At 70.5% G+C, this 22692-nt stretch carries 22 protein-coding genes; 14 read left to right on the top strand and 8 right to left on the bottom strand.

The annotated features are described in order from the left end of the window. The first annotated feature begins 3 nt into the window (after positions 1–3). From cydB to BLQ91_RS28555, 3 genes are read left to right on the top strand one after another with little or no spacing between them, the layout of a single operon-like run. A complete protein-coding gene (cydB, locus tag BLQ91_RS28565) occupies positions 4–975 on the top strand; it encodes a cytochrome d ubiquinol oxidase subunit II (RefSeq protein ID WP_090101712.1) in 972 nt (323 codons plus the stop codon). After that, positions 975–3983 carry a thiol reductant ABC exporter subunit CydD gene (cydD, locus tag BLQ91_RS28560; protein WP_090101709.1) on the top strand — a complete coding sequence of 1003 codons (3009 nt, stop codon included), beginning with the start codon at positions 975–977 and terminating at the stop codon, positions 3981–3983. Before cydB ends, cydD begins: the two co-directional genes overlap by 1 nt. Positions 3984–3988: 5 nt before the next feature. Next, positions 3989–5095, top strand: coding sequence for a GAF domain-containing sensor histidine kinase (locus BLQ91_RS28555; RefSeq protein ID WP_090101707.1), 1107 nt, complete (start codon positions 3989–3991; stop codon positions 5093–5095). Here the strand turns inward: BLQ91_RS28555 and BLQ91_RS28550 are convergent. Then, the gene (locus tag BLQ91_RS28550) at positions 5073–5690 is read right to left on the bottom strand and encodes a response regulator (protein WP_281199656.1); all 618 of its coding nucleotides are present in this window, start codon (positions 5688–5690) and stop codon (positions 5073–5075) included. The genes BLQ91_RS28555 and BLQ91_RS28550 overlap by 23 nt on opposite strands. A 118-nt stretch (positions 5691–5808) precedes the next feature. Between BLQ91_RS28550 and BLQ91_RS28545 the strand changes: the two genes are divergently transcribed. Continuing rightward, the gene (locus BLQ91_RS28545) at positions 5809–6246 is read left to right on the top strand and encodes a GNAT family N-acetyltransferase (protein WP_245733866.1); all 438 of its coding nucleotides are present in this window, start codon (positions 5809–5811) and stop codon (positions 6244–6246) included. A gap of 48 nt (positions 6247–6294) precedes the next feature. On the opposite strand, the gene BLQ91_RS28540 is transcribed toward BLQ91_RS28545, so the two are convergent. Continuing rightward, entirely contained in the window at positions 6295–6813 is a 519-nt protein-coding gene (locus BLQ91_RS28540; RefSeq protein ID WP_090101938.1) for a macro domain-containing protein, read from the bottom strand. 146 nt (positions 6814–6959) lie between these two features. Here BLQ91_RS28540 and pheA point away from each other — a divergent pair, with 146 nt between their 5' ends. Together pheA and BLQ91_RS28530 are read left to right on the top strand one after the other, a co-directional pair. After that, positions 6960–7850, top strand: a complete 891-nt coding sequence (pheA, locus tag BLQ91_RS28535; protein WP_090101699.1) for a prephenate dehydratase — start codon at positions 6960–6962, stop codon at positions 7848–7850. After that, on the top strand, positions 7847–8440 hold the full coding sequence (locus BLQ91_RS28530; RefSeq protein WP_090101697.1) for a histidine phosphatase family protein: 594 nt from the start codon (positions 7847–7849) through the stop codon (positions 8438–8440). The genes pheA and BLQ91_RS28530 overlap by 4 nt, the downstream gene beginning before the upstream one ends. A gap of 12 nt (positions 8441–8452) precedes the next feature. Here BLQ91_RS28530 and BLQ91_RS28525 read toward each other — a convergent pair whose 3' ends face one another. After that, the gene (locus tag BLQ91_RS28525) at positions 8453–8803 is read right to left on the bottom strand and encodes a metallopeptidase family protein (protein WP_090101695.1); all 351 of its coding nucleotides are present in this window, start codon (positions 8801–8803) and stop codon (positions 8453–8455) included. Then, positions 8800–9822 (bottom strand): septum formation family protein, encoded by a 1023-nt coding sequence (locus BLQ91_RS28520; protein ID WP_090101692.1) that lies wholly within the window; start codon positions 9820–9822, stop codon positions 8800–8802. The genes BLQ91_RS28525 and BLQ91_RS28520 overlap by 4 nt, the downstream gene beginning before the upstream one ends. Before the next feature lie 191 nt (positions 9823–10013). Here BLQ91_RS28520 and BLQ91_RS28515 point away from each other — a divergent pair, with 191 nt between their 5' ends. From BLQ91_RS28515 to serS, 4 genes are all read left to right on the top strand, one after another. Beyond that, complete coding sequence (locus BLQ91_RS28515) at positions 10014–10670, top strand: hypothetical protein (protein WP_342670670.1); 657 nt, start codon at positions 10014–10016, stop codon at positions 10668–10670. 6 nt (positions 10671–10676) lie between these two features. Continuing rightward, positions 10677–11840 carry a glutathionylspermidine synthase family protein gene (locus BLQ91_RS28510; RefSeq protein WP_090101689.1) on the top strand — a complete coding sequence of 388 codons (1164 nt, stop codon included), beginning with the start codon at positions 10677–10679 and terminating at the stop codon, positions 11838–11840. Positions 11841–11861: 21 nt separating this feature from the next. Continuing rightward, on the top strand, positions 11862–12317 hold the full coding sequence (locus BLQ91_RS28505; protein ID WP_090101687.1) for a DUF350 domain-containing protein: 456 nt from the start codon (positions 11862–11864) through the stop codon (positions 12315–12317). Positions 12318–12446: 129 nt separating this feature from the next. Further along, a complete protein-coding gene (gene serS, locus BLQ91_RS28500; RefSeq protein ID WP_090101684.1) occupies positions 12447–13700 on the top strand; it encodes a serine--tRNA ligase in 1254 nt (417 codons plus the stop codon). Here serS and BLQ91_RS28495 read toward each other — a convergent pair. The 3 genes from BLQ91_RS28495 to BLQ91_RS28485 all read right to left on the bottom strand — a co-directional run bounded on the left by BLQ91_RS28495 (position 13666) and on the right by BLQ91_RS28485 (position 16971). Continuing rightward, positions 13666–14802: an acyltransferase family protein gene (locus BLQ91_RS28495; RefSeq protein WP_090101681.1), complete on the bottom strand. Its 1137-nt coding sequence runs from the start codon at positions 14800–14802 to the stop codon at positions 13666–13668. The two genes, serS and BLQ91_RS28495, sit on opposite strands and share 35 nt — an antisense overlap. Before the next feature lie 80 nt (positions 14803–14882). After that, a complete protein-coding gene (gene lhgO / locus BLQ91_RS28490) occupies positions 14883–16058 on the bottom strand; it encodes an L-2-hydroxyglutarate oxidase (RefSeq protein WP_090101679.1) in 1176 nt (391 codons plus the stop codon). A gap of 37 nt (positions 16059–16095) precedes the next feature. Further along, entirely contained in the window at positions 16096–16971 is an 876-nt protein-coding gene (locus BLQ91_RS28485; protein WP_090101675.1) for an LLM class flavin-dependent oxidoreductase, read from the bottom strand. A gap of 59 nt (positions 16972–17030) precedes the next feature. Between BLQ91_RS28485 and BLQ91_RS28480 the strand changes: the two genes are divergently transcribed. After that, positions 17031–17840: an HAD family hydrolase gene (locus BLQ91_RS28480; RefSeq protein WP_090101672.1), complete on the top strand. Its 810-nt coding sequence runs from the start codon at positions 17031–17033 to the stop codon at positions 17838–17840. On the opposite strand, the gene BLQ91_RS28475 is transcribed toward BLQ91_RS28480, so the two are convergent. Further along, the gene (locus tag BLQ91_RS28475) at positions 17837–18541 is read right to left on the bottom strand and encodes an acyl-ACP--UDP-N-acetylglucosamine O-acyltransferase family protein (RefSeq protein WP_090101670.1); all 705 of its coding nucleotides are present in this window, start codon (positions 18539–18541) and stop codon (positions 17837–17839) included. The two genes, BLQ91_RS28480 and BLQ91_RS28475, sit on opposite strands and share 4 nt — an antisense overlap. 125 nt (positions 18542–18666) lie before the next feature. Between BLQ91_RS28475 and BLQ91_RS28470 the strand changes: the two genes are divergently transcribed. Genes BLQ91_RS28470 through BLQ91_RS28460 form a run of 3 tightly spaced genes read left to right on the top strand, consistent with a single transcriptional unit; the run spans position 18667 to position 22668 of the window. Continuing rightward, positions 18667–19764, top strand: a complete 1098-nt coding sequence (locus BLQ91_RS28470) for a DegT/DnrJ/EryC1/StrS family aminotransferase (RefSeq protein ID WP_090101668.1) — start codon at positions 18667–18669, stop codon at positions 19762–19764. After that, positions 19761–20732, top strand: a complete 972-nt coding sequence (locus BLQ91_RS28465; protein WP_090101666.1) for a Gfo/Idh/MocA family protein — start codon at positions 19761–19763, stop codon at positions 20730–20732. The genes BLQ91_RS28470 and BLQ91_RS28465 overlap by 4 nt, the downstream gene beginning before the upstream one ends. A 19-nt stretch (positions 20733–20751) precedes the next feature. Then, positions 20752–22668 (top strand): DUF6541 family protein, encoded by a 1917-nt coding sequence (locus tag BLQ91_RS28460; protein ID WP_090101664.1) that lies wholly within the window; start codon positions 20752–20754, stop codon positions 22666–22668. Positions 22669–22692 lie beyond the last annotated feature (24 nt).

Genomic DNA, 22692 nt, shown 5'->3' with positions numbered 1-22692 from the left:
GACGTGGAAACGCTCTGGTTCGTGCTCATCGCCGTGCTGTGGCTCGGCTACCTGTTCCTCGAAGGTTTCGACTTCGGCGTCGGCATGCTGCTGCCCGTCCTGGGCCGCGACAACACCGAACGCCGGGTCATGATCAACACCATCGGGCCGGTCTGGGACGGCAACGAGGTGTGGCTCATCGTCGCGATCGGTGCCACGTTCGCGGCCTTCCCCGGCTGGTATGCGGCGCTTCTGAGCGCCGCGTACCTGCCACTGACGTTGTTCCTCATCGCGCTGATCGGCCGCGGGGTCGCGTTCGACTACCGCGGCAAGGTCGACAACCCGCGCTGGCGCAAAGCCTGGGACTCGACCATCGTCGCCGGCTCGTGGATCGCCACGCTCTGCGTCGGCCTGCTGATCTCGACGACGGTGCTCGGCCTGCCGATCGACGCGAACGGTGACCGCGTCGGCTCGCCCTTCGCGGCGATCCGGCTCGACACGGTCATCGGCGCGCTCGCCTTCGCGGGGTACGCGCTGGTGCACGGCGCCGTGTTCACGGCGTTGAAGACCGAGGGCGAGATCCGCGAACGGGCACGCCGGGTCGCGATCACGCTGGCGCCGGTGGCGCTGCTGCCGCTCGTAGCGCTGCTCGCGATCGTCGCCGGGCTCTGGGCAGCCGTGGTCGTGGCGATCCTCGGCCTGGCGATGTGGCGGCTGGTCGCGGACCGCGACGGACAGTCGTTCGCGTTGATGGGCCTGGCGATCGCGGCGACCGTCGCGATCCTGTTCGGCTCGCTCTACCCGAACGTCCTGCCGTCGACGCTGAACGACGCGTGGTCGCTCACGGTCGCCAACACCGCGTCGAGCCCGTACACGTTGAAGGTCATGACTTGGGTGGCGGCGTTCGGCACGCCCGCGGTGCTCGTCTACCAGGGCTGGACCTACTGGGTGTTCCGCAAGCGCATCGGCGTCCGCCACATCCCGGCGGCGCACTGATGAGGCGAGGCCCGCTGGGAGCTCTGCCCCAGCTCTCGAAGAACGCCAGGCGCGCCCTCGCCGGGGTGGGGGCGCTGGCGTTCCTCAACGCCCTGGCGCTCGTCGCCCAGGCGGTCGCGCTGGCGTCGGTGATCACGACGCGCGAAGGTCTCCCGCTGCTGGCCGGGGCGGTCCTGGCGCGCGCCGGTCTGTCGTGGGCGACGGAGAGCGCCGCCGCCCGCGCCGCCGCCGGTGCCAAGGAGGAGCTGCGGACCCAGCTGCTCGCCAAGGCGTTCGAACGCGGTCCCGGCTGGATCGCCGACCGCGGCACGGCCGAGCTGTCGGTGCTCGCCACCAAGGGGCTCGACGCGCTCGACGCCTACTTCACCCGCTACCTGCCCGCGCTGGTCACGGCCGTGGTCGTGCCGCCGCTCGCCGGGGCGTGGATCCTCTTCACCGACTGGCCGTCGGCGGTGCTGATCGCGGTCACCGTGCCGCTGATCCCGGTCTTCGCCGCGCTGATCGGCTGGTACACCGAAAAGCGCGTCCGCAAGGCCGCGGACGTCACCGAACTGCTGTCCGCCCAGCTCCTCGAACTGCTCCGCGCACTCCCGGTGCTGACCGTCTTCGGCCGCGCGAAGCAGCAGGCCGGTGCGGTCCGGCAGATCGGTGAGCAGCACCGCAGGGCCACGATGGGCACGCTCAAGATCGCGTTCCTGAGCGCCCTGGTGCTGGAGATCGCCGCCAGCCTGAGCGTCGCGCTGATCGCGGTCGGCGTCGGCATCCGGCTCGTGCACGGCGACATGACGCTGATGACCGCGCTCGTCGTGCTGATCCTCGCGCCCGAGTGCTACCTGCCGCTGCGGGCGGCCGGTGCCGCCCACCACGCCAGCGAGGACGGCCTGGAGGCGGTCAGGCGCGTCGCCGAGGTCGTCGACCACGAGGACAGGTCGCGCCCGCGCCTGCCCAGCGGTTGTAGGAATGTCAACAATGTGCATGTCGACAACCTGCGCGTGCTGCGGCGCGGCGGGTTCGCGCCGGACGGCCTGAGCTTCAGCGTCCGGCCGGGCGAGGTCTACCGGCTCGAGGGCGCGAGCGGCGCCGGGAAGTCGACGACGTTCCAGGTGCTCCTGGGCTTCCTGGAGCCGACGGACGGCACCGCGTTCGTGGCGGGCGACATCGCCTACGTGCCGCAGAAGCCCGCGTTCGCCGCCGCCACGCCGCGCGCCGAGCTGGAGCTCACGGTTCCCGGAGCGGACGACATCGAGCAGGTCGCCGACGAGGTCGTGGCCGCACATCTGCTCGACCGCCAGATCACGGACCTTTCGACCGGTGAACGCCAACGAGTCGCAGTCGCGCGCGCTCTGCTGAGGGTTCGCCACGGCGCGACGGTGCTGCTGCTCGACGAACCGACTGCACACCTCGACCCGGTGACAAGTCGCAAAGTCGACAAAGCGATCAAGCGAGCCAGCGCCACCGCGGCCGTCGTCCTCGCCTCGCACCGCGACAAGGAGACGACCGAGGACGAGACGTTCGCCAGGGTCGTCACCGAGGAGACCCAGCAAGAGCGGCCGAAGCGCCTGCCGATCCCGTGGAAGGGCGCCGGGCTGGGCGTGCTCGCGGCCGTCGCGGGCATCGCGCTGACCGCGCTCGCCGCCCACCTCATCGCCCGCGCCGCCGAGATGCCCCCGATCCTCACCCTGTCGGTGCTGGTCGTGGGCGTGCGGACGTTCGCGCTGAGCAAGGGTGTGCTCCGGTACGTCGAGCGCCTGGTCACGCACCACGAGGCGTTCAAGCTCGCGACGAACCTGCGGGCTGAGCTGTGGCTACGGCTCGTGCGGACCCAACGGCGTGATGGGCTGCAACGGCTCGTCGAAGACACGGACACGGTTCGCGACCTCGTGCCGCGCGTGCTCGTGCCGCCGGTCGTGGCGATCGGTGCCGGCATCGCGACCACGGTCCTGTTCGCGTTCATCGACCCGGCGGCCGCGCTGACCCTGGGCGGTCTGCTGCTCGTGGCCGGGCTGGCCGCACCGGCCGTCGCCGTCCGGACCGAGCGCCGGGCCAGCACGAAGCTCGCCAGGGGCCGCCGCAAGGTCGCCGGGGACACGATCAACGCGCTCACCGCCGCGCCGGACCTCATCGCGCACGACGCCCACCACCGCCTGCTGGCGCAGCTGCACGCCGAGGACGTCGAACTCGCGCGGGAGACGCGCAGGCAAGCGTTTGGCACGGGCGCCGCCACGGCGATCGTCCTGCTCGCGACCGGTCTGGCCGCCCTGGTCTGCGCCACGACCGGCAACCCGGTGCTCGGCCTGGTCCCGCTCGCCCTGGCCGAACCGCTGGCCGCCCTGCCGCTCGCCGCCCAGCAGCGCAGGGCGCTCCAGGAGGCGAGCGCACGGCTGCAGTTCGACGCCCCGGAAGCTCCGGAGCCGCTGCGCGGCAAGCGCATCCGGCTGGAGAACGTCGACGTCCGCTGGCCCGGCGCGACCGAGCCGACGCTGACCGACCTGCACCTCGACGTCGAACCCGGCACGCACGTCGCGATCGTCGGGCCCTCGGGCAGCGGCAAGTCGACGCTGTTCGCGCTGCTCCTGGGCTTCCTGCAGCCGGAGCGGGGCATCGTCGAGCTGCCGCGCGCCACCTGGTGCCCGCAGGAACCGATGCTGGTCAGCACGACCGTGCGGGAGAACCTGCGGATGTCGGGCCGGCACGACGACGAGGCGTTGAAGGAGGCCCTGCGCAAGGCGTGCCTGCCGGAGTGGGCCGACCGGCTCGACACGGTCATCCGGCCGGACCAGGTGTCAGGCGGCGAGGCGCAACGGCTCGCGCTGGCCAGGGCGTTGCTGCACGACGCCGACGTGGTGCTGCTCGACGAGCCCACCGCGCACCTCGACGAACCGACCGCGCGCAAGCTCCTGGACGAGCTCCGGCGCGACCGCAGGACGATCTTGCACATCACCCACCGCCCCGATGAGGCGGCACGGGCAGACCTCGTGCTGGACCTCGGCACGCCCGCCTACCGTTGAGGACCATGGACCCCTCCCTCGCGCGGCGCGTGCTCGTCGCGTCGACCGAGATCACGTCGGCGGCGCTGGAAGACCCGGAGAACGTGCTGCGGCTCGTGGTGGACGCGGCCGCGGAGATCGCGGACGCCGACCTCGTGCTCGCCATGCTCGCCACCGAGGAGGACGACGGCACGCTGACCGTCGAGGCGTCCAGCGGCGAGCCGGTCGTGGCGACGCTCAGCCCGCGCAGCGCCGCCGCCAAGGCCGCGCGCACGGGCGTCCCGGTGATGGCCGACGACGTGACGAGCGATCCGCGCACGGCCCCGTACGTACCGCACGCGCTCAGGAGCTACGGGCCGTTCGCGGTGGCGCCGTTCGGCACCTCGGACCGCAAGATCGGCGCCCTGGCCGTCTACCGGCGCCGGGACAAGCCGCCGTTCACGCAGGAGACCGTGGACGTGCTGTCGGCGTTCGCGGCCCAGGCAGGCCTCGCCGTCGTGCTCTCCGAGGGCTTCACGGCACGGCAGCGCGTCGCGGTCTACGAGGAGCGCGAACGGATCGCCCGAGACCTGCACGACGTGATCATCCAACGGCTCTACGGCGCCGGCGTGCAGCTCAGCCTGCTGGAACGGCGGCTGGGTGGGAAGCTCGACCACTCGCAGCGCGCCCGGATCAACGAGGCCGTCGACCTGGTCGACGAGACCATCGCCGAGGTCCGCGCGACCGTCCGCAAGCTGCGCAACACCGACCCCGCCGACTCCGCCGACCTGCTCGACTCCATCAAGGCCGAGGCCCGCACGGCCGGCGAGCTGCTCGGCTTCGCGCCACGCCTGCACGTGGCGGGCGACCTCGCGAACGTGCCGCGCAAGCACGCCGACGACGCACGGGCGGCGCTGCGCGAGGCGTTGTCGAACGTCGTGCGGCACTCAGGCGCCACGAACGTCCAGATCGACGTACGGCGCGACGAGAAGCATCTGCTGCTGCGTGTCGCGGACAACGGGTGCGGCATCCCGTCCGGCGTCACCCAACGCGGATTGCGGCACCTCGCGGAACGGGCGAAGGCGGCGAGCGGTGATTTCCGCGTCGCGAGTTCGCCGAACGGGACGACGCTCACCTGGTCCGTCCCCGTTTAGCCACCCAGGCGGCAGCTTGCGTGCGCCGTTCCATGCCGAGTTTGGACAGAACCGACGTCACGTAGTTCTTCACGGTCTTCTCCGCGAGGAACAACCTTTCACCGATTTGGCGGTTTGTCAGGCCCTCGCCGATGAGTTCGAGCACGCGCTGCTCCTGGTCGGTGAGTCCGACCGGGGCCGGGTTGCGCATCCGTTCGAGTACCCGGCTTGTGGTGGCGGGGTCCAGAAGGGACCGTCCTGCCGCGACCTCCCGCACGGCCGTCACGACGTCCTGGCCGCGGACCTGCTTGAGCAGATATCCCGACGCACCGGCCATGATGGCCCCGACGAGCGCCTCCTCGTCGTCGAACGCGGTCAGCACGAGGCAGCGGATGCCGAGGTCCCGCAGTTCGCGGCAGAGGTCGACACCGCTGCCGTCGGGGAGCTGAACGTCCACGACGGCCACATCGGGCGTCGTCCGCCCGGCCCGTGCCACCGCCTCGCCGACGGAACCGGCTTCCGCGATGACGGAGATGTCCTCCTCGTCATCGAGCATCTCGCGCAGTCCTCTGCGCACCACTTCGTGATCGTCAACCAACAAAACGCGCACTGGCACGAATCCACCGTACGTCGAATGGCTGTTCCTGAGCGTGACTCGGATTGAGACAGTTCTTGTCATGGCAGAAGGCTCGGTAAGGCCGATCGAGGAAGCAGATCGCATAGTTGTCGCTCGATTGGTCCTCGAGCTGTGGGGAGCGCACACCTCGGTCGCGCACGGAGAGGTGTTCTTCCCGGCGAGTCTGCCGGGTTTCCTCGTGGAGAAGCAGGGTCACGTGCTGGGGCTGCTGACCTACGCGGTGGCGAACCACCAGTTGGAGATCGTGACGGTCGACGCGCTCAGGCGCGGTCGCGGCGTCGGGACCGCGCTGGTCGACGCCGCGGTGCGGCAGGCCCGCACGCTCGGGTGCAACCGGGTGCGGCTGACGACCACCAACGACAACCTCGACGCGATCCGCTTCTACCAGCGCCGCGGCTTCAAGATCACGGCGCTGAGGCCGGACGCGGTGCGCGAGGCCCGCAAGCTCAAACCCGAGATCCCCGCGGTCGGTGACTTCGGCATCCCCATCACAGATGAGCTCGACCTGGAGAGATGGGTCGCTCCACGGCAGTAGTCCACAGCTGTCCACAACTCTGTCCACAGGGTTGTGCACAACCTGGGCTCAGACGTGCAGCGGGTTGAACGCCTCGTCCCACGCGATGGCGACCTGGTGCGCGCATGTGGACGGGGCGACGCCTCCCACCCCGGTGCCGAGCCCCGGCATCGCGATGGTGCGGACGGCGTCGCGCACCGGCGTGCCGTCCTCCAGCCGGCCTTCGAGCCACAGCCGGAGCACGGCTCGCGCCGCCAGGTACGGGTGGACGGTGTCGACCGGCAGCCGTTCGCCGGGCAGGCGCATGGTCGGCGCGCTGATCATCCAGGCCGGCTCGGTCTCGCCGGTCGCCACGATCTGCGCGTCGCCCACCGGGAGCTCACCGCCGTGCAACGCGAGGACGGCGCTGCGGACGTTGTTCTCGACCTGGGGGAACGCCGTGGCGTAGACGGCGTCGATGCCGCCGCGCATCCAGCCCTGCGAGTTGGCGGGACTCACCACCGCCTGCGCGTGGATGTCCAGAACGGACCCGCGGTGCACCCGCACTCCCGTGCGTCCGTCAGCGACGGCGAGCCAGGCGTTCGCCATCGGTTCGTCGACCGCGCACAACACGAGTTCTGGCGCTAGAGCGGGCACGCCCCAAGCATTCCAGTTCGAACGGCCTCGGCGGAACCCAGGTCCGGCGGTGGTCACAGGCGTGATTTCCACCTCGGTCGCCGCACTACGCTGATCCGATGCCGCGCATTGCGTACTTCGGACCACAGGGCACCTTCACCGAGCAGGCAGCTGTCCGCTTCGGGGCGGACCTCGTGCCGGTGGAGACGATCCAGCTCGCCATCGCGTCCGTGCGCAAGGGCGAGACCGAGTTCGCGTGCGTGCCGATCGAGAACTCCGTCGAGGGCGCCGTTCCCGCGACGCTCGACGCCCTGGTGCGCGACGAACCGGTCGTCGCCGTCGCCGAGACCGTGCTGGACGTCCGGTTCAGCGTCCTGGTCCGGCCGGGCACGACGGAGATCAGGACGATCGCCTCGCACCCGCACGCGCTGGCGCAGGTCCGCGAGTGGATCGCCGCGGAGCTGCCGGGCGTCACCTCGATCGCCACGTCCTCCACCGCCGCTGCCGCCGCCGCCGTGGAGCGCGGCGAGTTCGACGCCGCCGTGACGGCCCCGGTGGCAGTCAACCACTACGCGTTGCAGGAGTACGCGACGGACGTCCTGGACGTGGCCGACGCGCGCACGCGGTTCCTCCTGTTCCGCCAGCCGGGCGCACTGCCGGAGCCGACCGGCGCAGACCGCACGAGCGTCGTCGTGACCACCCCGGACCGCATGGGCGTGCTGTCGGAACTGCTGACCGAGCTGGCTCTGCGTGGGATCAATCTCACCGGTCTCGAATCGCGCCCCACGAAGGGCAAACTGGGGGAGTACCGCTTCTACATCGACGTCGAGGGGCACATCGCAGAGCCGAGGATCGGTGACGCGCTGGCCGCGCTGCACCGACACTCGCGTGAGATCCGGTTCCTCGGGTCCTTCCCGAAGGCCGACCAGAGGCCCGTCGAGGCCCACAACGACGAGTTCGCCGCAGCCGCCACCTGGGTCGATGCTGTCAGAAAGGGCGAGCGCGGGTGAGGTTGCTGCTGGTCAGGCACGGTGAGACGGCGTCGAACATCGAGCGCAAGCTGGACACGGCCATGCCGGGTCCGCCGCTCACCGAACTGGGCCACAAGCAGGCCCGCGAACTCGCCGACTCCCTCGCGTCCGAAGAGGTCGTGGCCGTCTACGCCAGCATCGGCCTGCGCGCCCAGCAGACCGCCGCCCCCACCGCCGAACGCTTCGGCCTGCCCGTGCGGGTCCTCGAAGGCGTCCACGAGATCCAGGTCGGCTCGCTCGAGGGCCGCAACGACGCCGAGGCGTACCGCACGTACCTCGAAACCGTGGTCAGGTGGGCGGAAGGCGAGCTCGACGTGCCGTTCCCCGGCGGCGGCGAGACCGGGCGGCAGGTCCTCGACAGGTTCCTCGCCGCCATCTCCTCGATCGAGCAGGACGGCACCGTCGTCGTCGTGACCCACGGCGGCTCCGGCCGGATGGGCGCGCTGGCGCTGGCGTCGAACGTGCCGGTGGAACTGGCGGAGAACCTGCTGCCGAACACCGGCGTCGTGGTCCTCGAGTCCGGGGGCGACGGCTGGCTGTGCCGGTCCTGGGCGGGCGTGGAGATCTAGGCGGGAAGGGGCCTAGCCCCAGCCCAGCTCGTGCAGCCGCGCGTCGTCCACCCCGAAGTGGTGGGCGATCTCGTGCACCACGGTGATGGTCACCTCCTCCACGACGTCCTCCTCGGTGTCGCAGATGTCGAGGATGGCCTCGCGGTAGATGAAGATGTGGTCGGGCAGGGTGCCGCCGTAGTCGGTGTTGCGCTCGGTCAGCGCGATGCCCTGGTAGAGGCCCAGCAGCGACGGCTCGTCCGGGTTGCGGTCCTCGACGAGCACCACGACGTTGTTCATCGCGTGCAGGAAGTCGGGCGGGACCAGGTCCAGGGCCTCTTCGACGAGCTCGTCGAAACGGGCCCGCGTCATCTCGACGGTCATCGGTTCTCGGTGCTCGTCGTGGGCGTGCTGGACGACGGCTTGTCGGGCTTGTCCGAGTCCGACGGCTTGCCCGCCTCGGAGGACTGCTGGCCGTTGCTCTCGGAGTGCAGCGGGGCGCCGGTCGGCTCGTCCTGGGCCTTGACCGACGTGGTCTGCGGCGGGTTCGAGGTGGTCAGCGGCGCGCCGTTGGGGTTGCGGACGCTGCCCTCCCACGCCACGAGATTGGTGCCCTCGGGGATGGCGCCGATCTTGCAGTTGGCCTTGCGGGAGCCGACGGCCCAGCTCTCCTCGGCCCGCGTGTCCCACGTGACCAGCAGTTTCTTCGCCTTGAGGTCGGCGCCGCCGGTGTAGTCGGCCGCGATCGTGGCGCACTGCTCGGACATCACCTTGTCCTGCTGCTCGGGCGCGACGAAGGGGCCTTCGGGGTGCTGCACCACGCCGACGATCTCGAACGCGTGCGGCTTGGCGCACTCGACCGGGTCGCCCACCGTGTTGTTCTCGGCGAGCGCGACGCAGACGCCCGGGTCGTACACGTTCGACTGGTCCTGGGTCTTCGCGCTGCCGTACGACGGCAGGGCGGCGCCGGACGGGGCCGTGACCTGCAGGCCGCAGCGGAGCTGGCGGTAGCCGCTCGACCAGCGGGTCTCGTCCGGGTTCAGGGTGCTGACGCCGTACTTGCCCTTCGGGTCGAGCTTGCCGGACATGTACGTGGTCGCCGCCTGGGCGCAGTTGTCCTGGGCGATCTTCTCCCAGGCCGCGGCGTCCGGGAACGGCGCTTCCTTCGGGTAGGCGGCTGTGATGTCCGCCGTTCCGGTGACCTCGAACTTGTGCGCGGCCGAGCAGTCGACCTTCTGCGCGTCCGACAGGTCGGGTTTCTCCCAGTTCAGGCACTCGCCGACGCCGGCCTGGTACGCGGCGTTCACCAGCTCGCGCTTGGTGGTGACAGGGGCTCCTGCCAGCACAGACGTGAACGCCGACAACATCAACAGGCCGAACGCGCCCACGAAAGCACCGACCATCACAAGCCGCGTGTCGCGGATGTGACCAGATCGACTCAACCAACCGGCGCTCGGAGACATCTCATCCATGATGCCCGTGCCGTGTGAGACGGCTGTGCGCCGGGTTGGTCGAGTGTTGCTTTTAGGACACTCGTCACCGATTCGGCGTCGTTTCCGACGTCTCGCTAGGTACCTTGCCCGCGGGAGTGGTGATGACTGACAACAACCTGCCAGGACCTGGCCAGCCGACGCCGCAGTCGGGACCGCCCGGTCAGCCGCAACAGCCGCCGCCGTACCAGTCGGCGCCACAGCAGCAGCCCGGGTCGAACCAGCCGGCGCCGCAGAAGCCCGTCAAGGGCGCGGTCCGCCAGCAGCAGGCCGGCGTGACCAAGGCGCGCCAGCCCTCGGTCGCCGAGCAGCGCGCCCGTGCCGCCGCGCTCAAGGCGCAGCAGGAGCGGTTCGCCGCCGAGTCCGCCGCGTTCGAGAAGAAGCGCAAGACGCGCAAGCGCCTGCTCATCGGCGGTGGCGTCACCGTGGGCGTGATCGCGCTGGTCGCGATCTGGTACGCAGCTGCCAGCCCGAAGAACGTCACGGCGCAGTGCACGGACCAGAACAACGTCATCGTCGACGACGACTACTGCTCCGACAACTACTACCGCAGCCACGGCGGCTACTCGAGCGGCGGCTTCATCTACATCGGCGGCAGCTCGTACCGCTACAACTACGGCGGCGCGGGCACCGTCGGGCAGAAGGTCAGCGGCGGCAGCTACACGATCCCGAAGGGCGCGAACGTCACCACCAAGTCGGGCACGTCGGTGCAGCGCGGTGGGTTCGGCGTCAACAGCGGCTCGAAGAGCAGCGGAGGCTGAGCACAGTTGCGTCGTGAAGCCTCACACCCGCGGCCGAACTGGCAGCGGACGGTCTCCGACCAGGGCTTGGTGTTCGGGCTGCCCGCGAAGTACGCGAACGGCGCCGAACGCCCCTACTGGGACGAGTCAGTGCACTACGTGTTCGACATGAGCGAGGTCCTCTCGCTCGAAGCCGACGTCGAGCTCCTCCACTCCATGTGCCTCGACGCGGTCGACAACGTGATCCTCACCGAGCGCTACCGCGACTTCGGCATCGCCGAATGGGTGTGGCCGCACATCGCCGAGTCGTGGCGGCGCCGCGACCCGCACGTCTACGGCCGCTTCGACCTGCGCTACGACGGGTCGGGCCCGGCCAAGATGCTCGAGTACAACGCCGACACCCCCACGTCGCTGCTCGAGGCCGCCTACATCCAGTGGTATTGGAAGGAGGAGGTCTTCCCCGACGACGACCAGTGGAACTCGCTGCACGAGCGCCTGGTCGAGCGCTGGGGCGAGATCGGTGCCAAGCTCCCGTCCGGTGAGCTGCACTTCAGCTGGTCGAGCGCCGACCCCTCCGGTGAAGACCACCTCACGATCGCCTGCCTGCAGGAGACGGCCGCCGAGGCCGGGCTGAACACCGTGGGCATCGCGATGGAGGACATCGGCTGGGACACGCTGCTCAACCGGTTCGTCGACCTCGAAGAAGCCCCCATGGGCACGGTCTTCAAGCTCTACCCGTGGGAGTGGGTGGTCGAGGAGCAGTTCGGCCGCCACGCCGTCGAGGCGCTGCCCGGCACCCTCTGGGTCGAGCCGCTGTGGAAGATGCTGCTCTCCAACAAGGCGCTGCTCGCGATCCTGTGGGAGATGCACCCGGGCCACCCCAACCTGCTCCCCGCCTACCTGAACGACCCCGGCATGCTCACCGAGTACGTGCGCAAGCCGATCCTCGGCCGCGAGGGTGCGAACATCCAGATCGTCGCTCCGGGCTACGAAACGCAGACCGGTGGCGTGTACGGCAAAGAAGGATTCGTCTACCAGCTGTTCGATCCGCTTCCGGACTTCGACGGCTACCGCCCCGCGTTGGGTGCCTGGGTCGTGGGCGACACGTCCGCCGGCCTCGGCATCCGGGAAACGGTCGGTCTGGTGACCGACGATGGCGCGGCGTTCGTGCCGCATCGAATTGTTGAGTGAGACACCGAAAGGGAACAGCACATGACGACCACGCTGCTCGCGTTGGATCCCGGCTTCGGCGCGACCTTGGGTCGGAACATCGGCGCGATCGCGCTGTACGCCGTCGTCGGTCTCGTCCTCATGGTCTTCGGCTTCTACGCGATCGACTGGACGACGCCGGGCAAGTTGTCCGCCCTCGTCCGCAACGGCGCCCCGAACGCCGTCATCGTGACCTCCTCGGGCCTGGTCTCGATGGCGTTCATCGTCGTCATCGCGATCACCAGCTCGGTGGGCAAGCTCGACGAGGGCCTGCTGTCCGCGCTGATCTACGGCCTCGTCGGCATCGTCGTGCAGGTCGCCGCGGTGCGCCTGCTGGAGTACGTGACCAAGCTCGACATCGGCACGATCATCGAGTCCGACCGCTTCGCCCCGGCCTCCGTGGTCGTGGCGGCGGCCCACGTCGCCCTCGGCCTCGTGGTGGCGGTCGCCATCAGCTAGTGGCACGACCGCGGAGGGACCCGGCGCCTCAGGTGCCGGGTCCCTCCGCTTTGGCGTGATCCGTCCGTTGAACAGGCCGAACGGATATCCGGATGAAGCGCGGGCGCGGCGGGGACTACCCTTTTCAGGGTGATTGACCTCAAGGTGTTGCGCGAGAACCCGGAGATCGTGCGCGCTTCGCAGCGCGCCCGTGGCGAGGACGAGGCCGTCGTCGACAGCCTGCTGTCCGCGGACGAGCGCCGGCGTTCCGCCATCTCCCGCGCGGACACCCTGCGCGCCGAGCAGAAGGTGCTCGGCAAGGAGGTCGGCAAGGCCAAGGGCGACGACCGCGCCGCGCTGCTCGTCAAGGCGAAGGACCTGGCCGCCGAGGTCAAGGCCGCCGAGGCCGAGCAGAACGCCACCGCCGAGGAGGTCAACGAGCTCCTGGCCAGGATCCCGAACCTCGTGCACCCGGACGCCCCGGTCGGCGGCGAGGACGACTTCCGCGTGGTCAAGCACGTCGGTGAGCCGCGCCAGTTCGACTTCGAGCCGCTCGACCACCTCGACCTGGGCACCAGGCTCGGCGCGATCGACATGGAACGCGGCGCGAAGGTCGGCGGCTCGCGGTTCTACTTCCTGCGCGGCGTCGGCGCGCAGCTGGAGCTCGCGCTGCTCAACATGGCGGCGGCGCAGGCCACGGCCAACGGCTTCGAGCTCATGATCACGCCGACCCTGGTCCGCCCCGAGATCATGGCGGGCACCGGCTTCCTGGGCGCCCACTCCAGCGAGATCTACCACCTGCCGAACGACGACCTGTACCTCGTCGGCACGTCGGAGGTGCCGCTCGCCGGCTACCACGCCGACGAGATCCTCGACGGCGAACGCCGCTACGCGGGCTGGTCGTCGTGCTACCGCCGCGAGGCCGGCTCGTACGGCAAGGACACCCGCGGCATCATCCGCGTGCACCAGTTCAACAAGGTCGAGATGTTCTCCTACGTCCGCCCCGAGGACGCCGAGGCGGAGCACGCCCGGCTGCTCGGCTGGGAGGAGGAGATGCTCGCCAAGATCGAGGTGCCGTACCGCGTCATCGACACGGCCACCGGCGACCTCGGCACGTCCGCGCACCGCAAGTTCGACTGCGAGGCGTGGGTCCCGACCCAGCAGAAGTACCGCGAGCTGACCTCGACCTCGAACTGCACCACGTTCCAGGCCCGCCGCCTCAACGTCCGCTACCGCGACGAGAACGGCAAGTCGCAGATCGCGGCCACCCTGAACGGCACCCTGGCGACGACCCGCTGGATCGTCGCCATCCTGGAGAACCACCAGCAGGCCGACGGCTCGGTGGTGGTGCCCGAGGCGATGCGCCCGTTCATGGGGGGCCTGGAAGTCCTCCAGCCGAGGTAGTGGTGAGCTCCGGCTGTCGCACCGCGGCAGCCGGAGCCGTCTTCCGGGCGTGCGGCCTCGTGATGAGAGCCCGCCCGAGGTCGATCATCGGCAGCTCCACCCACCGGTACAGCAGGTCCGCCATGACCAGTGCCACCAGCGTGATCACCACGGCCGCCGCCAGCCTCGGCGTGCTGAGCCGCGGGATCGTGTAGATCACCGCGAAGCACGCGATCTCCTGGACCAGGTAGAGCGAGTACGACCGCTCACCCACGAACGCCATCGGCCGCACCGACAGCAGCCACCGCACCGGGCCGCCTCCCAGCGTCGACGTGACGAGCAGGGCGATCGCGACGCCGTACAGCGCGACGGGGATCAGGCCGCCGCTGCCGCCGAACACCGCGTCGATCTCCGCGATGTTCGTCTGGACCAGCGCGGCGACCACGAGCACCGGCAGCGCGGCGAGCGGGTGCGTGAACGGCCGCACGACGGCGAACGCCCCGGGGCTGTGCATCACCAGCGCGAGCAGGCAGCCCAGCAGGATCATGAAGTAGGCGGCGGCGCTGAGGCCGGAGATACCGGAGAAGTGCCCGAACACGGCGAGCACCATGAGGCCGATCGTCATCGGGAGCCGGCGCTTGAGCGTGAACGCGCCCACGGTGAACATCAGCGCGGGCCACACCAGGTAGAACTTCTGCTCGACCCCGAGCGTCCACGACTGGCCGTAGATCTGGCCGGGCATCGCCCACTCGTTGGTGAAGGTCAGGTAGTACGGCAGCAGGTCCGGCAGCCGGTAGGCGGTGAACTCGCCGCGCAGCCACAGGAACGCGACGACGACCAGCAGCACCGCGTAGTACACGGGCAGGATCCGGAACGCCCGCCGCAGGTAGAAGTCGCGCAGCGACAGCTTCCCGGCGCGGCTCTCCTCGCGCAGGGCCAGCGTGGTGATCAGGAAGCCGGACAGCACGAAGAACAGGTGCACGCCGATCCAGCCGTTGAGCCACTTCCAGTTCGGGCCGGCGAAGTGGAAGAAGACGACCATCACGGCGGCGATCGCCCTCATGCCGTCCAGCGCCGGGAACCGCTTCAGCGCCAGGAACTCGGCATGGGTGATCGTGCGCATGCGGAGGTCCCTCTCAGCTCGGCGGTGTCACCAGGTCGGGTGAGTATGCAGCGCTGAGTAGTCGATCTAGCGGCCGGGGTTCACTCCAACGGAGTAATGATCTTGTCGGCGACGTGCCGGGCGATCTCCAGTGACCCCGTCGCGGCCGGAGACGGCGCGTTGAGCACGTGCACCTGCCGTTCCGCCGTCTCGATCAGGAAGTCGTCGACCAGCGACCCGTCCGGCAGCATCGCCTGCGCCCGCACGCCCGCCTCGGCGCGCACGAGGTCGTCCTCGCGCACGGCCGGGACCAGCCGCGCCAGCGAGGCGGCGAACCGCTTGCGCGAGAGCGAGCGGAGAACCTCCTCGGCCCCTGTGCGCGCGTACTTGCGGGCCAGCCGCCAGGTGCCGGGGAAGCGGGCGACGTCGACCACGTCGGCCAGCGAGAAGTCGCGCCACCGGTAGCCCTCGCGGCGCAGCGCCAGCACGGCGTTCGGGCCGCAGTGCACGCTGCCGTCGAGCATCCGGGTGAGGTGCACGCCGAGGAACGGCAGCGTCGGGTCCGGCACCGGGTAGATCAGGCCGCGGACGAGGCCGGTGCGGCGCAGTTCGAAGTACTCGCCGCGGAACGGCACGATGCGGGCCGACGGGGTCAGGCCGGCGAGCCGTGCCACGCGGTCGCTGTGCAGGCCCGCGCAGTTCACCAGCGCGTCCGCCCTGACCACGCCCTGCGGCGTCGCGACCTCCACGCCGCCGGGGACCGACCGGATCGCCAGCGCGGGTGACCGCAGGCGCAGATCGTGCGACGACAGCCTGCCGACCAGCGCGGCGCACACCGCCGGGAAGTCGATGATCGCCGTGCTCTCCACGCGCAACGCCGCCACGCACGACACCTCGGGTTCGTGCTCGCGCGCCCGGGCGGCCGAGATCAGCTTCGCCGGGACGCCGTTGGCCTCGGCCCGTGCCGCGAGGTCGTGCAGGCGGGGGAGTTCGGACTCGGAGGTCGCCACGACGAGCTTGCCGCAGACGTCGACCGGCACGCCGTGCTCGCGGGCGAAGGCGACCATGGACGCGTTGCCCGCGACGGACATCCGCGCCTTGAGCGAGCCGGGCCTGTAGTAGAGGCCGGCGTGCACGACGTTGCTGTTGTGGCCGGTCTGGTGCGCGCCCCAGCCGCGTTCCTTCTCCAGCACCGTCACGCGGGAGCCCCGCGAGGCGAGCTCGTCCGCCACCGCGAGCCCGACGATTCCGCCACCGATCACCACGACATGTCGCACGGTGGACACCGTAGATGTCCTAGCGGCCCAAGATGTCCTAGTGGCCCAGAACGGGCAGAACGTCCGCCGCGATCTCCTCGACCACCGACTCGCTGCCCGCGTACACGCCGTCGTGCCGCGGCCAGTGGGCGACGACGTCGGTGAAGCCCAGCGCGGCCGCCCTGCCGGCGGCGTCCTGGAAGCACTGCGCGCTCGACAGGGAGTACACCGGCGCCGAGTCGAGGTTCAGGAAGCGCTGCACGCGCGTGGTCCTGCCCTCTGTGGCCAAGGTCTCGGTGAACTGCTCCGAGAGCGTCCGCACGCCGCGCCACCACGCCTCGACGTCCTCGGTCGGCGGCCCGGTGGTGACCCAGCCCTGGCCGAACCTCGCGGCGACGCCCATCGCCTTCGGGCCGTTCGCGGCGACCAGGAACGGCAGCCTCGGCCGCTGCACGCAACCGGGTGCGCCGCGGGCCTCCTCCGCCGCGTAGAACTCGCCCCGCCACGACGTGCGGTCCTTGACCAGCAGCTGGTCGAGCAGCTCGACGAACTCGGTGAACCGGGCCGTGCGGTCGCGCGGCAGCGGCGGCTCCTCGCCGAGGACGGTCGTGTCGTACCCGGCGCCACCTGCGCCGACGCCAAGGGTGAAGCGCCCGTCCGACACGTCGTCGAGGGCCAGCAGGTCCCGCGCGAACGGCACGGGGTGGCGGAAGTTGGGGCTCGCGACGAACGTGCCGAGCCGGATGTGCGAGGTGACCATCGCGGCGGCCGTGAGTGTCGGCACCGCGCCGAACCACGGGCCGTCGACCAGGGTGCGCCAGCCGAGGTGGTCGTAGGTCCACGCGTGGTGGAAGCCGTACTCCTCGGCGGCGCGCCACTTGGGTTCGGCCATCCACCACCGGTGTTCGGGAAGGATCACGATTCCAGCGCGCACGGTCGTACGGTAACCAGCTGTTCAGCCGGTACCGAACTCGGACCAGGCACCATGGGGGCGTGGAACAGCCCAGATTGGTCGCATCGGACGTCGACGGCACCCTGCTCACCCCGCCCCCCGGAGACATCGTCACTCCCCGCACGGCCGCGGTCGTCGCCCGCGTGCTGGAGGCGGGCGTGCCGTTCGTCCTGGCCACCGGCAGGCCCCCGCGGTGGGTGCCGCAGATCGCGAAGGCCGCCGGGCTCGACGGCCTCGCGGTGTGCGCGAACGGCGCGGTGCTCTACGACATCGGCCGCGACGAGATCGTCTGGGCGCGCACGCTCGACCCGGTGCAGCTGCACGACATCGCCTCCGCGATCGACAACGCGCTGCCCGGCTGCGCCTTCGCGGTCGAACGCGTGGGCACGGCGGTCGACGACGTCACGTTCGTCGCCGAGATCAGCTACACGCACCCGTGGCCGGAGGGGCCGAACGTGGGCGCGACCCGTGCCGAGACGCTCGGCCACCCGGCGATCAAGCTGCTGGTCAGGCACACGAACATGACCAGCGGCGAGATGGCGGAGGGCATCGGCGGGGTGCTCGGCGACCAGGTCGACGTGACCTGGTCCACGAACAACGGGCTGATCGAGCTGTCCGTGCACGGCGTCACCAAGGCGTCCGGGCTCGCCGACGTGGTCGAACGGTTCGGCGTCACGGCCCAGGACGTGATCGCGTTCGGCGACATGCCCAACGACGTCGAGATGCTCCGGTGGGCCGGTCACGGCGTGGCCATGGCGAACGGGCACGAGGCCGCGCTCGCCGCCGCCGACGAGGTCACCGCGTCCAGCGCCGAGGACGGCGTCGCGATGATCCTCGAACGCTGGTTCTAGCCGACCAGGGGCTTCTGCGGGTCGACCTCGGTCCACCACCGGAAGGCGAGCTCCAGCTCGGCGGGGATCTCACCCGGCAGCTGACCGGCGGCGTAAGCGCTGGTCAGCGCCTCGATCGCGGCGTCGGAGATGCCCGAGCGGCTCATGCCGACCGAGTTGACGCCGTGCACCCGGACCGGGCTGCCGTACGCGCGGGCGAACGGCGGCACGTCCTTCGAGACGGGCGTGCCCATCCCGACCATGGCGCCGGCGCCGATCACGCGGCGCTGGTGCACCGAGGCGTTCATGCCGACGTTGACCTTGTCGCCGATCTGCACGTGCCCGCCGAGCGAGACGCCGGCGGACAGGGTCACGCCCGAGCCGACCAGGCTGTCGTGCGCCACGTACACGCGGTTGAGCAGCCACGAGTCGGCGCCGACGGTCGTCGCGCGGTAGGAGCCCTGGTGGACGGTGCTCAGCTCGCGGACGACGGCCCGCGCACCGATGTGCACGCCCGCGTGGGCCAGCTCGCCGTCCCACGCCCGGTTGTGCTCGGCGGAGGTGATCTCGGGCGGGGTGCCGATCACGCAGCCCGGGCCGATCCACGCCCCGTCCTCGACGACGCACGGGCCGAGCACGACGGCGCCCGGACCGATGGTGATGCCGTCGCCGAGCTCGACACCGTCACCGACGACGGCACTGGGGTGGATGTGGTTGACCACGGGCGTCCGATCAGGAGGTGGGGACAGGCGGTATCGCCCATACGGGTAGCGTGGGGCCCCGCGTGCAGGCCAGAGCACTGTACCGGCCGCGCCGGTGGAGATCCCCGAAGGCGAGAGACTGCTGAATGATCCCGATTACTGTTGTTGACGTCGCTGCCGCCGAGCAGCTGGTGCTCCAAGTGCTGCGCTCGGGAGCCATCGCGCAGGGCCCGATGGTCAAGCGCTTCGAGGACGCCTTCGCGGGCGTCGCCGGAGTTCCGCACGCCGTGGCCGTGAACAACGGGACCACCGCGCTCGTGGCGTCGCTGCAGGTCCTCGACCTGCAGCCGGGTGACGAGGTCATCACCTCGCCGTTCACCTTCGTGGCGACCCTGAACGCCATCCTCGAGGCCGGCGCGACCGCGCGGTTCGCGGACATCCGCGACGACGACTTCAACATCGACGCGGACCAGGTCCGGGCCGCCCTCACCCCGAACACCAAGGTGCTCATGCCCGTGCACCTCTACGGGCAGATGGCGGACATGGGCAAGATCATGCCCCTCGTCCAGGAGCACGGGCTCGCGCTCGTCGAGGACTCCGCCCAGGCCGTCGGCGCCACCTACGAGGGCCGCCCGTCCGGCAGCTTCGGCCTCGGCTGCTTCTCGCTCTACGCGACCAAGAACATCACCACCGCCGAGGGCGGCGTCATCACGACGTCGGACGACACCCTCGCGGACCGGCTGCGCGTGCTGCGCAACCAGGGCATGCGCCAGCGCTACCAGTACGAGGTCGCCGGTCACAACTACCGCATGACCGACATCCACGCGGCGATCGGCATCCCGCAGCTGGAGAACCTCGAGACGATCACGAAGGCGCGCCAGGCCAACGCCGAGACCCTCACCAAGGGCCTCGCGGGCGTCAAGGGCCTGCGGCTGCCGCAGGTGCTGCCGGGCCGCACGCACGTCTGGCACCAGTACACCGTCCTGATCACCGACGACGCCCCGATCAGCCGCGACGAGTTCGCCGCGAAGCTGACCGAGAAGGGCATCGGCAACGGGATCTACTACCCGAAGACGGTCTTCGACTACGACTGCTACCGCGACAACCCGAAGGTCGTCATCTCCGACGTCCCGGTCGCCGAGCGCGTCGCCCGCCAGGCCCTGTCGCTGCCGGTGCACCCGAAGCTGACCGACGCCGAGCTCGACACGATCATCTCGACGGTGCGCGAGGTGCTGGGCGCATGAGCAACCTCCCCCGCATCGCGGTCATCGGCGTCGGCAACATGGGCTCGCTGCACGCCCGCGTGACCGCCCAGTCCGAACGCGCCGAGCTCGCCCTGATCGTCGACCCGCGCGAGGAGATCGGCAAGGCCGCCGCCGAGAAGTTCGAGACGTCGTGGGCGCCCGAGATGGGCGACCTGACCGACATCGACGCGGTCGTCCTCGCCTCCAGCACCGAAAGCCACCACGGCCTCGCGCTGGAGATCCTCGAGAAGAACAAGCCGCTGCTGGTCGAGAAGCCGGTCTGCGCCTCGCTGGAGCAGACCGAGGAGGTCCTGAAGCTCTCCGAGTCGAAGGGCCTGCCGATCATGTGCGGCCTGCTGGAGCGCTACAACCCGGCCGTCATGACCGCTCTCGGCCTGCTGACCGAGCCGGTCTACGTCTCGGCGCAGCGCCACTCCCCGTACGCGCCGCGCATCCTCACCGGCGTGGCGTGGGACCTGCTGGTCCACGACGTCGACCTCGCCATCCAGTGCTTCGGCGGCGCCGAGCCCGAGCGCGTGTCGGCCGGCGTGGCCCAGTTCCACCCGTCGTCGGTGCCGGGCGCGGAGGACGTGGTCGACACGCTGCTCACGTTCCCCTCCGGGGGCATCGCGAGCGTCTCGGCGAGCCGCATCGGCCAGCGCAAGATCCGCTCCCTGACGATCCAGGAGCTGGATCGGTCGATCGAGGTCGACCTGCTGCGCCGCGACGTGACGATCTACAAGCACATCTCGCACGACTCGGACCCGGACGGCCGCGGCTACCGCCAGCAGACCGTCATCGAGATCCCCGAGCTGGTCACGGCACGGGAGCCGCTCGCCACCCAGCTCGACCGGTTCCTCGACCTCGTCGCGGGCAAGCTCGACGCCGACGACGAACGCCGCCGCATCCTCCCCTCGCACCGCGCCGTCGCCGAGGTCAAGGCGAAGTCCGCCGCGGTGACCGGCTGATCCGAGGAACTGACTTCTGATGGGTGCATTCGTCGTTCTGGCGTTCATCCTGCCCGGCCTCGCGGTCGGGCTCGCGCTGCGGCTGAGAGGCTGGACCCTCGCGGCCGCGGCGCCGGTGCTCACGTTCGGCACCGTCGCGCTCGGCACGCTGGTGATCGGCAACCTGGGCATCGCCTGGAACCTGCTGTCCCTGGCGCTGTGGACGGTGGTGCTGGCGGCCGTGGTCGGCGTGGTGACGTGGCTCGTCGCGCGCCGCACCGGCGGCGAGCCGCTGATCGAGGAGCCCCAGCGCTCGCTCGGTGAGAACCTCGTCGTCCTCGGCGGCGTCGTGCTCGGCATGGCGGTCGGCGCCGCGACGTTCCTGCGCGGCATCGGCGGCACGCTCAGCACGGTCAACCAGGACTGGGACGCGCCGTACCACGGCAACGCCATCCGGTGGATCTCCGAGCACGCCACCGCGCTGCCGTCCGCGCTGGCCCAGATCGCGAACCTGCCGGCGGGCACGAAGTACTTCTACCCCAACACCTACCACGCGCTGCTCGCCCCGCTGCTCGACAAGGCGGCGGGCATGCCGGAGCTGCTGAACCTCGCGGCGCTCTCGGTGGTCCTCGCGTGGCCGCTCGGCATCGCCGCGATGGCGCTGGCGTGGCGCATGCCGCCGCTCGGCGCCGCGATCGCCGCCGCCGTGTCGACGTGGTTCACCGCGTTCCCGTACGACTCGCTGTGGCGCGGCCCGTTGTGGCCGTACGTCGCCGGTGTCGCGCTGGTGCCCGCCGTGCTGGCCATCGCCCGCAAGATCCTCACCACGCCCGGCCTCACCGGACCGCTCGGCCTCGCGCTCGCGGTCGCCGGTCTGACCGGCCTGCACACGAGCCTCGTGTTCATCGCGTTCGTGTACCTGCTGATGCTGGCGCTGGCGCTGGCCCTCAGGTTCGAGCCGATCGACTGGCGCGTGAGCTGGAAGCCGCTCGCCATCACGGCGGTGCTCGGGCTCGTCGCGGTGATCCCGGTGATGCTGCCGGCGCTCGTGCAGTCCGCCGGTGTCACCGGCGCGCAGTGGGACGAGTTCGCCTCGCCCGCGGAGGGCGTCGGCCAGACGCTGCTGTTCTCGCCGGTCGCCGCGTTCCCGCAGTGGTTCCTCGGCCTCGCGGCGATCACCGGCATCATCCTGATGATCAAGCACCGGGTCATGCTGTGGGTCGTCGCCGCGTTCGTCGTGGTCGGCGGCATGTACGCCGGCACCGCGTCGCTGAACAACGACCTGATCAACACGCTCAGCGGCCCGTTCTACAACGACGCCTGGCGTTTCGCGGCCCTGATCCCCCTCGCCGGCGCCATCGCCGTGGGCTACTGCGGCTTCACGGTCGCCACGGCGTTGACGGCGAAGCTCGGCTCTCGTGTCAGCCCGCAGCGGGCCGCTTTCGTCGTGCCCGTCGCGTTCGGGCTCGCCGCCGTGCTCGTGCTCGGGTTGCTGGGCAAGGGTGCGTACATCGGGCGCAACGCGGAACGGTTGTCGGAGACCAACAACGAGGGTGCGACGGTCACCAGGGGAGAGCGCGAGGCCTACCAGTGGCTCGCGCGGCACTCGAAGGACCGCCCGGTCGTCAACGACCGGCTGGACGGCTCCGTGTGGATGTACGCGCTCGCCGGCGTGAAGCCCGTGGAGTGGACGTTCTACGGAGCCGACGAGAAGACCAACGCCGGTCGGATCACCTGGCACCTGCAGGACATCGGCAAGGACCCGAACGTCCGCAAGGCCATCAACGCGCTCGGCGTGAAGTACGCCGTCGTCGGCGCGGGCTACGTGCGGCAGAACTCGCGGCCCGCGCCGGGGCTGATGGCCCTGGAACGACTGCCCGAGGTGCGCAAGGTCTACGAGAACCCGCAGGCCACCATCTACGAGTTCGTCGAGCCCGGGACCGGGCAGTCTTCCTGATCTCGGTGGTTTCGCGCCCGGCTG

This window comes from Lentzea jiangxiensis, from assembly GCF_900104175.1.
GTDB classification, from domain to species: Bacteria; Actinomycetota; Actinomycetes; order Mycobacteriales; family Pseudonocardiaceae; genus Lentzea; species Lentzea jiangxiensis.
The sequence above is the reverse complement of the archived record's forward strand: the minus strand, read 5'-3'. Positions and strand labels throughout refer to the sequence as shown.